General features: G+C 44.6%; 12 protein-coding genes. 3 read left to right on the top strand and 9 right to left on the bottom strand.

The features are described 5' to 3' along the window. Window positions 1-9: 9 nt before the first annotated feature. The 3 genes from HJV72_RS08720 to HJV72_RS08710 are packed head-to-tail and all read right to left on the bottom strand — an operon-like array spanning window position 10 to window position 3,463. Window positions 10-1,065 carry an NAD(P)-dependent oxidoreductase gene (locus tag HJV72_RS08720; RefSeq protein WP_208070301.1) on the bottom strand — a complete coding sequence of 352 codons (1,056 nt, stop codon included), beginning with the start codon at window positions 1,063-1,065 and terminating at the stop codon, window positions 10-12. After that, window positions 1,062-2,294, bottom strand: a complete 1,233-nt coding sequence (locus HJV72_RS08715; protein WP_117771002.1) for an MFS transporter — start codon at window positions 2,292-2,294, stop codon at window positions 1,062-1,064. Before HJV72_RS08715 ends, HJV72_RS08720 begins: the two co-directional genes overlap by 4 nt. A 23-nt stretch (window positions 2,295-2,317) precedes the next feature. Further along, the gene (locus tag HJV72_RS08710; protein WP_117771001.1) at window positions 2,318-3,463 is read right to left on the bottom strand and encodes an iron-containing alcohol dehydrogenase family protein; all 1,146 of its coding nucleotides are present in this window, start codon (window positions 3,461-3,463) and stop codon (window positions 2,318-2,320) included. A gap of 146 nt (window positions 3,464-3,609) precedes the next feature. Between HJV72_RS08710 and HJV72_RS08705 the strand changes: the two genes are divergently transcribed. Further along, complete coding sequence (locus HJV72_RS08705) at window positions 3,610-5,553, top strand: BglG family transcription antiterminator (RefSeq protein WP_208070299.1); 1,944 nt, start codon at window positions 3,610-3,612, stop codon at window positions 5,551-5,553. Between the two features lie 171 nt (window positions 5,554-5,724). On the opposite strand, the gene HJV72_RS08700 is transcribed toward HJV72_RS08705, so the two are convergent. Further along, window positions 5,725-6,981, bottom strand: a complete 1,257-nt coding sequence (locus HJV72_RS08700; RefSeq protein WP_066578164.1) for an MFS transporter — start codon at window positions 6,979-6,981, stop codon at window positions 5,725-5,727. 333 nt (window positions 6,982-7,314) lie between these two features. On the opposite strand from HJV72_RS08700, the gene HJV72_RS08695 reads away from it, so the two are divergent. After that, window positions 7,315-7,920 (top strand): TetR/AcrR family transcriptional regulator, encoded by a 606-nt coding sequence (locus HJV72_RS08695; protein ID WP_243765591.1) that lies wholly within the window; start codon window positions 7,315-7,317, stop codon window positions 7,918-7,920. 29 nt (window positions 7,921-7,949) lie between these two features. Here the strand turns inward: HJV72_RS08695 and HJV72_RS08690 are convergent, their stop codons facing one another. Continuing rightward, a complete protein-coding gene (locus HJV72_RS08690) occupies window positions 7,950-9,506 on the bottom strand; it encodes a xylulokinase (protein WP_208070295.1) in 1,557 nt (518 codons plus the stop codon). Window positions 9,507-9,682: 176 nt separating this feature from the next. Here HJV72_RS08690 and HJV72_RS20325 point away from each other — a divergent pair, with 176 nt between their 5' ends. Continuing rightward, window positions 9,683-10,729, top strand: a complete 1,047-nt coding sequence (locus HJV72_RS20325) for a zinc-binding dehydrogenase (protein WP_243765590.1) — start codon at window positions 9,683-9,685, stop codon at window positions 10,727-10,729. Between the two features lie 435 nt (window positions 10,730-11,164). Here the strand turns inward: HJV72_RS20325 and HJV72_RS08680 are convergent, their stop codons facing one another. The 4 genes from HJV72_RS08680 to HJV72_RS08665 form a co-directional block, all read right to left on the bottom strand. Beyond that, window positions 11,165-11,572, bottom strand: a complete 408-nt coding sequence (locus HJV72_RS08680) for a GNAT family N-acetyltransferase (RefSeq protein ID WP_208070293.1) — start codon at window positions 11,570-11,572, stop codon at window positions 11,165-11,167. Window positions 11,573-11,606: 34 nt separating this feature from the next. Further along, window positions 11,607-12,314 (bottom strand): transglutaminase-like domain-containing protein, encoded by a 708-nt coding sequence (locus HJV72_RS08675; protein WP_243765589.1) that lies wholly within the window; start codon window positions 12,312-12,314, stop codon window positions 11,607-11,609. 139 nt (window positions 12,315-12,453) lie between these two features. After that, window positions 12,454-12,681, bottom strand: a complete 228-nt coding sequence (locus HJV72_RS08670; protein WP_243765588.1) for a hypothetical protein — start codon at window positions 12,679-12,681, stop codon at window positions 12,454-12,456. A gap of 492 nt (window positions 12,682-13,173) precedes the next feature. Beyond that, window positions 13,174-14,133 (bottom strand): hypothetical protein, encoded by a 960-nt coding sequence (locus HJV72_RS08665; RefSeq protein ID WP_208070291.1) that lies wholly within the window; start codon window positions 14,131-14,133, stop codon window positions 13,174-13,176. Window positions 14,134-14,362: the final 229 nt, after the last annotated feature.

The raw sequence follows: 14,362 nt of genomic DNA, 5'->3' as shown, positions 1-14,362 counted from the left end.
TTTTCTCCTTTATTTCCTTACCTTCCAAATATATTTTCTTGGCTCATCCTTCAAGTATGCAAGCACTTCGTCCCCCATCATGGTTCCTGACCAGTTGTCAACGTCCGTTGTAAGTCCTGCCATATGTGGGGTGCATACGACATTCCTCATAGAGAGCAAAGGGTGGTTGGCCGGTACCGGCTCTTCCCAATAAACGTCGATAGCAGCTCCGCCGATTTCCTGATTCTGAAGCGCCTCTACCAGATCCTGCTGATGGATGACCGCGGCTCTTGCAGTATTGATCAGATAAGCCGTCGGCTTCATCTTAGAAAACCAGTCTTTGTTCACGATTGCTTTCGTAGACGGAAGAACCGGAAGATGGATGCTGACCATGTCACTTTCCGCTAACATGGTATCAAGGTCCACCGCCCTTGCTCCGTCTGCTTCGATTTTCTCAGCCGGCATGTATGGGTCGTATCCTAAGATTTCCATTCCAAATGCCCTTGCCCTTACGGCTACTTCGCGTCCGATGGCACCATATCCTGCGATACCAAGCTTCTTCCCATACAATTCAAAGCCAATGCCATAATCTGTAAATGGATGGTTCTCATCCAATGGTCCGAACGTCACGTTCTTTACATCCGGTACATCGTAGATATTCTCCTTGGCCGGGCCTGTATGCTCGCCTTTAGAAAGTCCGGTACAGCTAAGCGTCAGGTTACGTGCGGCTGCAATCATAAGCCCCATGTTGAATTCCGCCACCGCCACACGGTTTCTTCCCGGTGTGTAGGACAGCTCTAGTCCCGCATCCTGAATGGCATCATAATCAACCGTCGCAGGTGTTCCTTTTGCAACTCCCATGAATTTCATTCCGGATTTGGCCCAGGCTTTTATAGTGTCTGCCCCTGCATACTCATCACCTAACACTACGATCTCATGTCCCATGCATTCTTCCCGGGTCATGTCCTCAGTGACGTTTCCTTTGCCGTGCTTTAATTCTCCGCAGATTGTGATGTCGCACTGTTCCTTGATCATCTCCATCTGCTTTTCCGGAATGGATGTGCATAATGCTACTGTTTTTTTCATTGTATCTCCTCCACTTTCTTATGTTTTGCGGGTTCCAAGCTCTGCTTTTCCATGGTGTCATGAAACGCAGGACTTTTTGACCCTGGTGTCTTCATGATCAAGAATCCGGCTGCCGCTGAGGCTGCCATTCCGATTCCTGCAATCGTATATACATTGGAAGTGCTTACTTTGCCGTAAATGAACCGCGATATGGCATTCAGGACACTCGGTGATACCAACTGCCCAAAGCACATGGCACAGGTAAAGCAGGCAGAAGCCATGGCTGTGGCAACCGGTCTTACGGCATTCGCGACGTCCACCATCGCCTGTGGAATGAACATCCCCTGGGAAAATCCGCAGAGAACCGCTGCGGCCAGGAGGATTGGCAGGTTAGACGGAAACAGGATCAAAAGGGCCGCTCCTGCCACGAAGCTCAGCATCGCTACCGGAAGTGTCGCGTTCCCGGTCACCTTCGTAACATATCCGAGCACCAGTCCCATCACGATCTGAGCCCCGGAAAAGACACCGGTCAGGATCCCTGATACGGAACTATCTCCCGCAAGCGCACCGCTTATGTGCATTGCGATATTCGTTGTAAATGTAATCAAGAACAAGAATTCCAAAAACCCAAGAAATGCAACCTGGAACACCCGCTTATTCAAGCGTATCTTTTCTGTCTGAGTGACTTTGGAAGCTCCGGTATCCGGAAGCATAGCCGCAAGGACAAGAAAAGAAAGAAATCCTATGATATTCGTAAGATAAGAATAAGTAAAACCAAGGCTTCCTAACCTTCCGCCTAACGTGGTGATGATGACCATCCCGACGCCGATGCTTGCCGCCTGTATCCCCATGACGGATACACGCTCATCCCCTTCAAAGAACTCCGCTACGACAGCCGTATTCAAGGTGCAGGCCAGCCCCAGCGCGATTCCGTACAGTGTCCTTGAGATGAACAGCAGCCAGAAGCTGTCTGCAAGATACGGCAGGAATCCTGTGACGCCGGCCACAAGTGCTGCAAATAGAAGCAATTTTTTCTTACTGATCTTCACCACTAAGCCGCCGGAGATTAATGCAACGATCATGGAAAGCAATGCCGGTGCGGTAATCAGCATCTGTACCAGTGATACATTGATATCCGGATAATGCTCCTGTATCTGTCCCAATACCGGCGAGACGCAGTATTGCAGACCCTGTATGAATGAAATTGCTACAATCGCAAGAATGATTTTCGTTTTCTGTGTGTTATTCAATGTCTGTATTCCTTTCTATCTGATCAATACGCTTTCTTTAAAATAGCCAGGACATCGTCTTTCGTAACATTCTGTCTTGGGTTGAATGAGAGGACAGGCTCATTCAGGACATCGTCTGCAACCATCTCAAAATCTTCCTCCGTAATGCCCTGCTCGGATAATGTCTTTATGCCCAACTCTTTCGTCAGTTTCAGAAGTTCCTCAGAAAGAAGATATTTATCCGACTCTATATCGCCGGTAACCGGCAGATCCATTGCCTTTGCAAGCTCCACCATTTTCTCGGGACAGCTCTCGGCATTAAAAGCCATCACATAAGGAAGCACCGTTGCATTTGCCATTCCGTGTGCCAGTTGGAAATGGGCGCTCAAGGTATGGGCGATTCCATGTACCAGCCCAAGGTTGGCATTCGAGAACCCGAATCCCGTGATGACACATCCTAGCATCATCTGCTCCCTCGCCTCCATGTCCGAACCGTCTTTCACTGCTCTTGGCAGGTTGTGATAGATGATTTTCAGTCCCTGCAGGGAATTGTATTCAGTCAGAGGGGTCGCCATATTGGAGATATAGCTTTCCACTGCATGTGTGATTGCATCCATGCCGGTAGAAGCGGTTACGGATGCAGGCATCGTCTTGGTGAATTCCGGATCGATGATGACCTTGGAGGGCACCAGCTTATTATCGATAACGACATATTTGATGACCTTTTCCGTATCAATCAGGGCGCTGACATTGGTAATCTCGCTGGAAGTTCCGGCTGTAGTCGGAATTGCGATGAGCGGCAGCAAGTCATGTTCCACCATGCCGATTCCGCCATATCGTCCGATCGGCCCGGGATTGGTCATCAAGACGTCAATTGCTTTTGCAAGATCTATACTGCTGCCTCCTCCGACAGCCACAAAGGCATCCACCTCTTCTTCCTTGGCTATTACGGCTGCCTTTTCAACAATCTCGTTCGTCGGATTCGGGATAACTTTATCAAAAATCACGATTTCCACATCTGCCTCGTTCAAGCTATGTAGCACGGTATCTGCAATACCCGCGAATTTCACGCCTGCATCATAGACAAGCATTACCTTTTTAGCCTTGTACCCTTTTATGAGCCTCGGCAGCTCGTTTACAGAATTCCTGCCAAATGTAATATCACTCTTTACAAAAAAATCAAATGCCATGTTTCTTTCTCCTTTATCCTGTCATTTTGTTCCTAATGCAATGGTAACTATTTTCGCGCTCTGTCTCAAATCCGCTTTTTCCTCTTTAAAGAGGAAATGGTTTCTGCTAGAATAAATTTGTAATACATCAGAAAAAGGAGCGCTATATGGATACGATTACTTTGTCTTTAAGGCAGCGCAAGCTGCTCAATCTCATACAGAACCAGACCTCACATGTCACAGGGAAAGCCCTGGCCAAACAGCTTGGCGTCTCTCCCCGTACTATCCGGAGTGACATTGTGGAAATCAACCATGCGCTTACCACCTGCGGGGCAAGGATATCGGCAGAGCGAAGCAAGGGGTATCTTTTGGAGTGCCCGGATTTGCCGTCCTTTCTGGAACAGTTCAAAACGGATGATCTGTTCTTGACAAGAGAAGACCGTATCCGCTATCTGACGTTTCAATTATGCCTGTCAGATGTGCCTTTGGATCAATATGATCTGGAAGATGAGATGTATGTGAGCAAAACCACGTTAAGCAATGATATCGCAACTTTAAAACGGCTCTATGTGCTTTCCGACCCTTATATCAAGTTGATCCACGTTGACGACACCTGGGAATTTGAACCTGACGAGTCCAAACGCCGTGCCATTCTGAACCGGCTGTTCCAGAGTGACTGGGATTATAATGCCACGGGAAATGCATACTACAGCTACCAGTTCCTGGATGCAGAGATTATGGATCTGATCATGCAGATAACGGCCAGACAGTTATACCATCATCATTTCCAGATCGAGGATGCGAATCTGGTTACCCTGAACCTGTCACTCGCGATTATGTACTACCGTATGCTGTCCGGTCATGTACTGGCCGAAGCTCCTTCACCGACCGATAAAGACGATACGATCTCCTCCTTATGCAAGGATATCTTTGACTCTATGGAAGAAGCTTTTTCCTGTGTGTTTCCTGACCAGGAAAAGGATGCCATTTATCAGCATTTGTGTAACAGCCATCTTTTAAATGCAGAGGAATTGACGTTTCATACTGTGGCGAGCCACTTCGATTCCCTCCTGATTGAAATGACAGACTGCTATCTGAAGCGGATCGATTCCATTTTCCATATCGATTTCTCCACAGACGAAGATTTTTATATTACGCTGATACAGTATCTGCGCTACTTGAGAATGCCCGGCCATATCTTGAATGCCCAGGGTAATGCCAATCTTCTCCGCCGGAATCTTCTGATGGAATCCGAGATCGCGTATCTCATACAGCCAATTGCTTTAAAATACCTGGGCTACTATTTAGATGAGACAGAGCTGCTTTATCTGGCTCTGTGCATCTCCGGAGCTATCGAAGGGTACTGGGCCAACCACCCGGAGAACCGCATACGTACGGTCATCTGCTGCCACTTGAATCTGACCGCTATTTGGGCAATCAAGCAAAAGACGCTTGGGGCTTTTGGCAATTACCTGAACATCACCGCTCTCCTGCCGGTAAATGCGAGAAGTGCCCATAATTTCCGAAATACGGATCTGGTACTGACTACCGTCAAGAAGCAGATTACGGACAATCCAGCCACACAGGTTTTGCGTATTTCTCCCGACATGCTTCCGGAGGACTATATACGGATCCAGAAACTCGTGTCTGATACTTGCCTCAAATTCCTGTTTAAGAATCAGGCCCAATCCTTATCAAGCCTTTTGCCTGATGCATATTGGCATGAGAACATAAGCGAAGCCAGCCAGTTCTCCATCATCGAATCCATGTCTGATGATTTTATTCAGGATGGGCTGGTATCACAGAAGTTCACGGAAGATATGCTAAGAAGAGAATCGACTTACACTTATGGCTTTCAACCGGGTGCACTGTTTCTCTATTCTTTGGTGCCGGCGAAGAAAACACAGCTTTCTGTTGCCACATTAAGGCACCGGATCCTTTGGAATTCCAGCAAGATACGTGTCATCATCATGGCCTGTTTCGCCCCTTCCGATGAGCCTCTGCTGCTGAAATTGCTGCAGGAGATCTATGTAGACCATGACAACCTGGACTATTTCCGAAAAGAGCGTACCAGGGCTGAATTATTAGAGTTCTTCTCGGGGAAACATTAGGGAGCCAGTAAATTGAAATCAAACGTGGCCAGACGGAGAGGAAATGTAAGTTTTTTGATGTGGGGTTGGTATACAGGATGCCGAAAGCCAGAAAAGGAGGCGAGGGACAGTTGTCCCTCGCCTACGCTTTGCCTTCCACTAGATCTACGATTATCTGCCGCCGCCAAATTCTTATTTCGCTGCGCACTTTTCCTCTTCTGCTTTCACAAATCCTTCTTTTGCAAACAGCTTGAAGCAAACCAGGCCCACCAGCATCAATACCGCTCCACAGATATATGGAATGCGGTAGCTTCCTGTAATTCCATAGAATGCCGCGAAGAAAGCAGGTCCGATAGCGCCGACTACCTGTATGATCGGCTGGATAATTCCATATCCATTGGCAAAGCTGTCTCCAAACTCTTCGATGCAGAGGGATGCAGGCCAGTTAGCAGCCCCTCCCACAACCATACCGATACATACGAGAGAAATCCACACGCCGGCTGTTGTTCCGGTTAAGTTAAGCACCATTGCCAGGATTCCGAATATGAATGAGGAATAGGCCGCCTTACGTGCCCCGATCTTGGAATCCAGGACTCCACAGAGGTAAGACCCAGGGAGTGCCAGCAGACCTGATGCAAGCATCATCATGCTCGCTGTCCCTTCATCAAAGCCAATCTCCAGAAGTCTTGGGAACAATTGCACCATAAGGCCTGACGCAAATAACAGCTGTGTGCCTAATGTGATGCCATGAACCCATACCTGTGGCGTGCGAAGCAATTTGGAAGTTGTCCATATGCTGTCTTTGTTCACCGCTTCTTCCTTAGCTCCTTCTACTTTGATGCCATTATCAGGTGCGAATCCTCTGTCTGCAGGATTATCTGAGAGAAATACAATCAAGATGATTGCTGCCGCGACTGCAATAATGATAAACGGGAGGAATCCTCCAATAGAGCCCATGGCTCCATATCCTGCCTGATAGATCATCGTAGCCACGCCTGAGCAGAGCGGAATACCCATAGTTACAAGTCCCATGATCATACCTTTTCTCTTCGGGAACCATCTTGAAATCAATACCGGTGACAGCTGGTAGCCAATACCACTTGAAATCCCGTTTGCAAGAATCAGGCAGATGGCAAATACCATAAAGTTTGATGTTGCTCCTAAGCCTAGCATCACGGCTACATAGATTCCAAAGCAGATTAAGCTTAATTTTTTAGCGGAATACTTAGAAGATAATTTGCCAAGTACAAAACCTGCTACGATATTAGCAATGCTGCCTAATGATATCAAACTTGTAAGTACGGCTGCATTCCATCCTCTTAAGTCTGCCAAAGTTCCAGATGCAGCATTCATTGCGCTTCCAACTGCTGTCGCCGTGAAATATCCTAAAAATGCATATAGAATCAGCAGCCAGCCTTTTCCATATCCTCTTTTCGTTTTTGTGTCCATGCTCTACTTTATCCTTTCGTATTCAAAATTGAATTTCGGATCCGTTTTCAAAAATAAAAAGTGCACCTATTGAACATCTGCTGTTCTCTGTGCTATAATTTCCCTGGGATATTTTTGATATAATCATCTTACAAAATAATATCCAGAAAGAATAGAACACTTTTATTTTTTTTGTTCAATTCATACACTTTTTCAAAAAATGTATCTTTTATTTATTCTTTTTTCACAAAGAAAGGGGACTCTATGTCTACTCCGGATATCAAAACAGCCAAACCCGCAAAAATCAGCAAGGCTTCAAAAACCCGTGAGAAAATTATAGATTGTTACCTCGATATGATTCCAGAAAAAAAGTGGGATAAGATATCTGTCAAGGAAATCTGCAGCAAGGCAGAAATCACCCGTGGAACATTCTATCAGTACTTTGATGATATCTATAATCTGATGGAAGAAATCGAAAGGCCGATGCTAGAGGACCTTGAGCGCCGTGCTGTGCTTATCAAAAGCCACGCCCGTACCCACACGCCTCCGGAACTCTTTGAGGAGAAGTTCGACTATACGCCTCCAGAGGCGCTGCGGCAATGGTTTCGTTTCTGCAAGAAGTTCCGCAAGCCGATGGCAAGGATGCTGGACCGCAAAAATGGAGATACCTATTTCGTGAAAAGAATCAAAGTGACTCTTACAGACTATATCAACCATATGATGGATGAAGATGGCATGCCTCATGATGCACTCAGAGAGCATTTCGTAAAGATTTTCCTTGAACTTCATTTCCTTTCTGCCAGCACCTGGCTGACCGCCGATGCAGATGATGAATTTCTGTCCATCAAGGAGATCATCAATCTTCTGAACACCATGCGTGTCGGTGCAAGTTATTTATCCTACAAGAGAACGACAAACCCTGATTTCGATTCCCTTATGTCACTGGATGACGCGGAATAAAATCAGGGTCATATGGAAGGACAGCGAGCCTATAATTGGCTGACTGTCTTTTTTAATTGTTTCAAATCCTGGTCCAGATGCCGGTACATCTCTACATAGTAAGGATATAGCTGGTCATATGCTTCTTCCCACTCTTTTACCGGTTCGATAATCTCTTTTGCTTTTATAATCTTTTCAGCCGCTTCTGTCAGATCCGGGAACACACCCACTTTGCGCCCCACGAGCAGCGCATCCCCGACGGGAACATCTCCTGATCTGTCATCCAGTACATGAACAGGCATATGCAGCATCGATGCCTTGATCTGGCACCAGGTCCTGCTCTTAGCCCCTCCACCGCATATACGCAGACATTCTGCAGAAGCTCCCGCTTCTTTCACAGTTTCCACTACATGACGGAGTGCAAAAGCTGTTCCCTCCAATACGGCCCGGGTCAAATCCGCCCGGGTCGTGTCCATCCCCAAACCGATGAACATGCCTCTGGCATAATCGTTCCACAAGGGTGCCCGTTCTCCCAGCAGATACGGGAAGAAAAATAAGCCATTGGCCCCGGCCTTTGATTCCAATGCCAACTCATTCAGATATGCGTATATATTTTTCCCCTTTTTCTCAGCCTCTATCCGCTCTTCCCCTGCCAGTGTCTCGATAAACCATTTCAGCGCGGCGCCGCTTGTCTGAATCGGCGCATCAAAAATCCAGGGCATTCCGTCAATTGCACAAGGTCTTGTAACAACCGGGATATCCGAAGCACTTTTTCTGTCACAGCCTGCGAACACCAATGATGTCGTACCGGAAGATTCTCCCATCTCCCCAAGCCTGCTCATACCCAGGGCATATACAGAAGCCATCGCATCACTGCATCCGGCGATGACCGGTATCCCTTCCCGCAGGCCGGTCTCTTTGGCTGCTTCTTCTGTGACGAAGCCGATGATTTCATCTACCAGCTTTAATTCCGGCATCATTTCATCCAGATCGACTCCAATGACATCTCCGATTTCTTTGGACCAGCTCATCGTCCGGATATCTAAGCACTGTGTCCGGGTCGCCTGGTCAATATCCGATGTCATTCTTCCTGTCAGCTTATAATTGATATAAGAACTGGCCTGCACGAACTTGCTCGTCTTTGCAAAGAGCTTCGGCTCGTTCTCTTTAAACCACAGAATCTTATTAGGAAGGAATGCCACGGATGGCTGCCCTCCTACAATCTGAACAAAATGTTCCAATCCGATCGTATCCACGATATAACGCAGATGATCGGCCGAACGGCCATCCTGATAAGTCAATGCATTTCTGAGAGGACATCCCTTGTCATCCACCGGAAGCATGCTGACTGTATGAGAGCTGATGGAAATACCCCTGATTTTTCTTACGACGCTTTCATCCACCTGGCTGGTAAGAGACTGAAAAATCTCTTTCGTGTTCTCCCACCAGCTATCTGCATCCTGTTCCTGCATATCAGGCCCCGGCAGTATAAATGTACTGGCCTTGCTCGCCGATGCCGCTACAGTCCCGTCATCCCCCAGTATGATCGCTTTGATATTGGTCGTTCCACAATCCATTCCTAATACATAATTATCTGCACTACTCATTAGTTTTCCTCCACGCTTGTCCTTTCGTTCTGTAATTCTTCCATGTATCACAAGAGTAACAAATGTGGCTTTCTCCCTCAAAACTGCTTTTGCCTCTTCTAATAGGAAAATGAGCATTCGATATGTTTTCCGAAACACTTTATACTGGAGGCAGAAAACGAAAGGAGACATAAAAGATGAAAATGAAAGCGGCTCTTATGTATGGACCAGATGATATCCGCGTAGAGGAAACCGAAAAACCAATATACCCAAAAGACGGGCTTCTTCTTAAAATCATGGCTGTTGGATTATGTGGGTCAGACATCCGAAATCTTACGACAGACTCCAGAAAGGGGGATTATCCATTTATCTATGGACACGAGATTGTAGGGCTTGTAGATGAAATCGGAAACGAACAGACGAAATATTCTGTCGGGGACAGGCTCTTCCTGTTCCCTGGGACCTACTGCATGGAATGTGATGAATGTATCAGCGGGCACAGTGAAAACTGCTCTGACACAGCGGTCGCAAAATTAGCAGGAACCGGCGGCTTTGCACAATATGCTGCTGTATCCGGTGAGAAGATCCGCCGCGGGGGCATCTACGAGATACCAGACGATGTATCCTTTGAAGCGGCCAGCCTTGGCGAGCCTCTGACTTCTGTATTCGCATGTCTTGAAAATGTGGATGTTAGTTTCCCCGACACTCTTGTTATTATCGGCGCAGGCCCCATCGGCTGCTTTATGGCCCAGCTATCTAAAATCCGTGGTGCACAGAAAGTCATCATGATTGATATCAATGACAACCGTCTGGAGATGGCGAAGCAATTTGGCGTGGACGTTACCATCAACAGCCTGAAGGAAGACCCCATCGAAGCGGTCAAATCACTGACCAATGGCAGAGGCGCTGACAAGGTCATCTCCGCTACACCAGCCAATGCAACGCAGACACAGAGTATCCATATGGTCCGCAAAGGAGGACTGGTAGTATTCTTCGGCGGCGTACCAAAAGGTTCTATGACAGAGCTCGACTGTAACCTGATCCATTATAATAACATATGGATCAAAGGACATTTCGGTGCTTCTTACAGCCAGTCCAAGCGTGCATTCCAGCTGGCAATATCACCCAGTTTTCCTACTGAGAAATTCGTGACGCATGTTCTTCCTCTGGAGCAGATTAACGAGGGAATAAGGCTTACCAGGACCGGTGAAGCGATTAAAGTGGTTCTTCATCCGTTTGATTGATTTTCTCTCTGCCAATCACCTCTCACGCCAACATGGGGACCGTTCGCTATTCGTCGTTTTCAATCGTTGGCGTGCACAGAGTGATAGGCCGTGACCGAATCATATAAGTCACAGCTTATCAATCTTTCTTACGGCTTTCGCGGCTCTGAACTATAAACTGATGCCAACGTCAGTTTACAAGGGCACACACGCCTCGCACTGTAGTTTTTAGCGTATTTGCGGTGTTAACGTCAATCAGCGTACGTCCAGTACGTCTCATTCCGTTGCCTTGCAAATAAGCTAAAAGCTACAGACGAGGTCATAGAGTTTTGAATTGCCATTTTATGATTCTGCAAGGTAGACGATTGAAGCGTGCTGAATGCACGCTGAGTGAGGATAACGTAGCAAAATCATAAAATGACAGTTCAAAACCGTGCGTGCCCTTGTAATCTGACGCTACAATATCTTCTTTACAAAGAAAATCTCCAAGGGCTCGCCGGGCAGCAGGAGCGAACCGGAATCCACATAATTCAATCTGCGATAAAAGTGCTGCGCCGTTTCACTCGACAGAGAAGAGGTCATAACCAATTCATAGCCAGCTGATTTCATCTGCTTCTCCCAATAAGCCGTCATTGCTGTTCCAAGCCCGCAGCCGCGATACTGTTCCAGTATAAACAACATATTCATAAATGGCGTATTGTCCCAGAACAGGCTCCATCGTAACCAGCCAATAAATTTCCCCCTGTCTTCTGCTATAATTACCCGATTCAGAGATACTATAGAATCCAGTTCTTCTTTACTGACATGTTTATCATAGTTTGATATATTTTCAATATCTGATTTTACTGCACTCCTGATGTTCATATTGCATATTACCTCTATAACATGACTTCACTCGTCAGTTCCTGATTTTCTTTACGTTCCTGTTCATCAGATGCCTTCCGATATGTCTGTATGCAAATGCCTTTATCGGGGACATTTCCTGGTGATGCTCCTTTAGCAGGCTATCCGGATTATCATATATCCCAAAATCCTGATTGATGCCCTCGCTCTGTATGTAGGTATTATTTCTGTCGAACTCAATGACCGGATTCTTAAAATCCTTAACTGCCACACCATAACCGCAGAATGCACCTGTGCAATCGCTGTTAGCCTGCTGCAGTTTTACGAGATAGGGCTTGTCTAGAATAAATGCTTCCAGCTCATACCATGTATTGTCCAATAACACTTCCACCCAGCTGTGGAATACATTCTGAGGAGCCATTCTATAAACGATGCCTGTCATCGCACCTTTTTGCAGCTCTTTATCAATCGTAAAGCCATGTACTCTGCATGGGATATTGCAGGCCCTGAGAAGCGCCATAAATAACGTCCCCTTCGTATTGCATTGGCCGTATCCATCAGCCAGTACCTCAGATGCTGAGATATTGTCATCAACATTATATCCAAAAAGAATCTCATCTCTCACATAGTTATAAATGGCTTTTATACATGCAAATGTATCTAATTCCTTCCACTTCCTAGATTCAATCAGGCGTTGGATTGAAGTAGCCGAATAATCAAGCATGTGTGTTTCCGCAATGTATTTGTCCGTCTCGCTACGCATCTGCCCTATCCTGTCCTCCTATCCATACTGAAATGCATGTGCTAAAAATTCTGAGCATGGGCACTTACCGATTCCTTAAGCTCATAGCTGAATCCTTCGAGGTCGTCAAAGGTAATTGCCCCATCATTTATAAGTGATATTATATTATAAAGAAGGGCGACCGATTCATTTCCAACAAAACGCCAGTTTTCTTCCTGTCTTCCTTTATTCTCTCGTCCAGTTTCCAAAACTTAACTGACGGCTTAGCATCTTCACTTAGCAATTCAATATATTCCTTGTTGAGCCTGTCAATATAGGCTTCCTGCCAGCCGGCAATCTTATTTTTGAAGAGCGTTAAATCCTGTTTTGTGAATTCCTGTTTTTGCAAAGTTTTGAGTCTCCTGTTAGGATGATATTGGGGTGTGTATCTCTGATTTGTAAGTATTCAGTTCATATCGCGCTTATATACCATATAATATATGTTTCAGAAATGCACATAAGTAGGCTTCTCGGCACAATAGTGTTATGCTTAAGTTTGCATTCTAATACCTTTTTCGGATTATAATCTATATATGCTTTCATCTGAAAATAAACCCACTTGTAGTGGTTCTCACCCCTGAAATATTACTTCATTGTGGTATTCAATAAGTTTTTTCCCTGGCTTAAAATTTATTCGGAAGATGTATCTCCCTATTGCTATAACCCATTTTCTGGTTCCAACATCCATCCCAACATCTTTTTCAGCATCGGAAATCTCGTGTAATTGTAATCAATCCCCATTCAAATGCTTTATCGTGAATGAACACTATAATATGAGCTTTAAGAATATTTTGCATATTTTATTTCTATAGCATAAATCAATTCTCATTTATCAATTAAATCAATCTTCATCATATTCCGTTCTACCAATGCTGTCCAAATCAATTTCTGAAATAGCAATACAATCCAAATTTTTAATATTTAAAAATACTGTATTATATTTCTTATTAATATTTTTTGAGGATAAAGTATAAATAAATCTCTCTTTTCCTATGGCAGCTTTCAAAACATTTGTCTTATTTAATTTTCCATACTCACATGTGTCAAGTACTATTTTCTCTACTATACATTTTACTCGTCTCCCTGAGCCAAAAAACTTTTCATAGAATACTAAATCATAACCTCCATCTGTTCTGAGATAAACCGTTCCTTTTCCATAGTAAACATAATGATACCCATCTCTATCAGTTGCTTCCTTTTCATTTTTAATCCGCTTAAAAAGCCTATTTAAAGAATATGTATATTTTTTATTTGCTCCAAAATCTAATTCTACTGTATCTTGTTCAGTTGTACCTTTTTTATAGGCATCAATATAATACCAAATCAACGAGTTAAGCCAATAATAATTCGAATTATGCATTTTCCTATTTTCTCTGTTTTTTTTCTTTTCTTCTTCAATATTTGTCACATTGCCTTTCTCATCATTAATAATTTTGTATTCAACAATCCTATGGCTCTTTGGACGTTCTATATGAAAACATACCTTTTTACCAATATATTGACTTGCTCTTCCCCCCTTTTTCTCCCTCTTTTTACTTCTTTTTTCCTCAAGCTCCTTATTTATTTCACAAGTTGAACTATGCATATTTTCTCTGTCTGACATAATAAAATGTGGATTTACTTTTCTCTTATCTGCAAATGTATCCATATTCTTGCAAGTAATTCTGGCATTACAATTGTCATCTATACATTTGAATAATCTTTTATCTTTTAAAATGCCCTCTATCCATAACTCATTCGCCTCTATAGCATCTATAACATCTTTTATTTCCAAACTATATGCTGTGTCAATTTTAGCCATAATGCATACCCTCCTTCAAGGCGTGTTAAATTAAATTGTATCCTCTATATTAATAGCCCTCTTATCATTTACTTTTGCCAGATAATATGAATTTTCCCGTATTGTTTCTTTTGCCCAGCAAAACCCTCATTTTTGAACTCACACGCGTTATCCCTATCCCCGCCCAAACGAAAACTTATCCCACTCTATTTCTTTAAAAAATACAATTCCATATTGCATTGAAAATCCC

It is taken from the genome of Extibacter sp. GGCC_0201, from assembly GCF_017566055.1.
Lineage (GTDB): Bacteria > Bacillota > Clostridia > Lachnospirales > Lachnospiraceae > Extibacter.
The sequence above is the reverse complement of the archived record's forward strand: the minus strand, read 5'-3'. Positions and strand labels throughout refer to the sequence as shown.

Excerpts from the sequence above, each read along its gene's own strand:
- HJV72_RS08720 (WP_208070301.1), bottom strand. The coding sequence starts at position 1,065 with ATGAAAAAAACAGTAGCATTATGCACATCCATTCCGGAAAAGCAGATG.
- HJV72_RS08710 (WP_117771001.1), bottom strand. The coding sequence starts at position 3,463 with ATGGCATTTGATTTTTTTGTAAAGAGTGATATTACATTTGGCAGGAAT.
- HJV72_RS08705 (WP_208070299.1), top strand. The coding sequence starts at position 3,610 with ATGGATACGATTACTTTGTCTTTAAGGCAGCGCAAGCTGCTCAATCTC.
- HJV72_RS08700 (WP_066578164.1), bottom strand. The coding sequence starts at position 6,981 with ATGGACACAAAAACGAAAAGAGGATATGGAAAAGGCTGGCTGCTGATT.
- HJV72_RS08695 (WP_243765591.1), top strand. The coding sequence starts at position 7,315 with ATGATTCCAGAAAAAAAGTGGGATAAGATATCTGTCAAGGAAATCTGC.
- HJV72_RS08690 (WP_208070295.1), bottom strand. The coding sequence starts at position 9,506 with ATGAGTAGTGCAGATAATTATGTATTAGGAATGGATTGTGGAACGACC.
- HJV72_RS20325 (WP_243765590.1), top strand. The coding sequence starts at position 9,683 with ATGAAAATGAAAGCGGCTCTTATGTATGGACCAGATGATATCCGCGTA.
- HJV72_RS08680 (WP_208070293.1), bottom strand. The coding sequence starts at position 11,572 with ATGAACATCAGGAGTGCAGTAAAATCAGATATTGAAAATATATCAAAC.
- HJV72_RS08675 (WP_243765589.1), bottom strand. The coding sequence starts at position 12,314 with ATGCGTAGCGAGACGGACAAATACATTGCGGAAACACACATGCTTGAT.
- HJV72_RS08665 (WP_208070291.1), bottom strand. The coding sequence starts at position 14,133 with ATGGCTAAAATTGACACAGCATATAGTTTGGAAATAAAAGATGTTATA.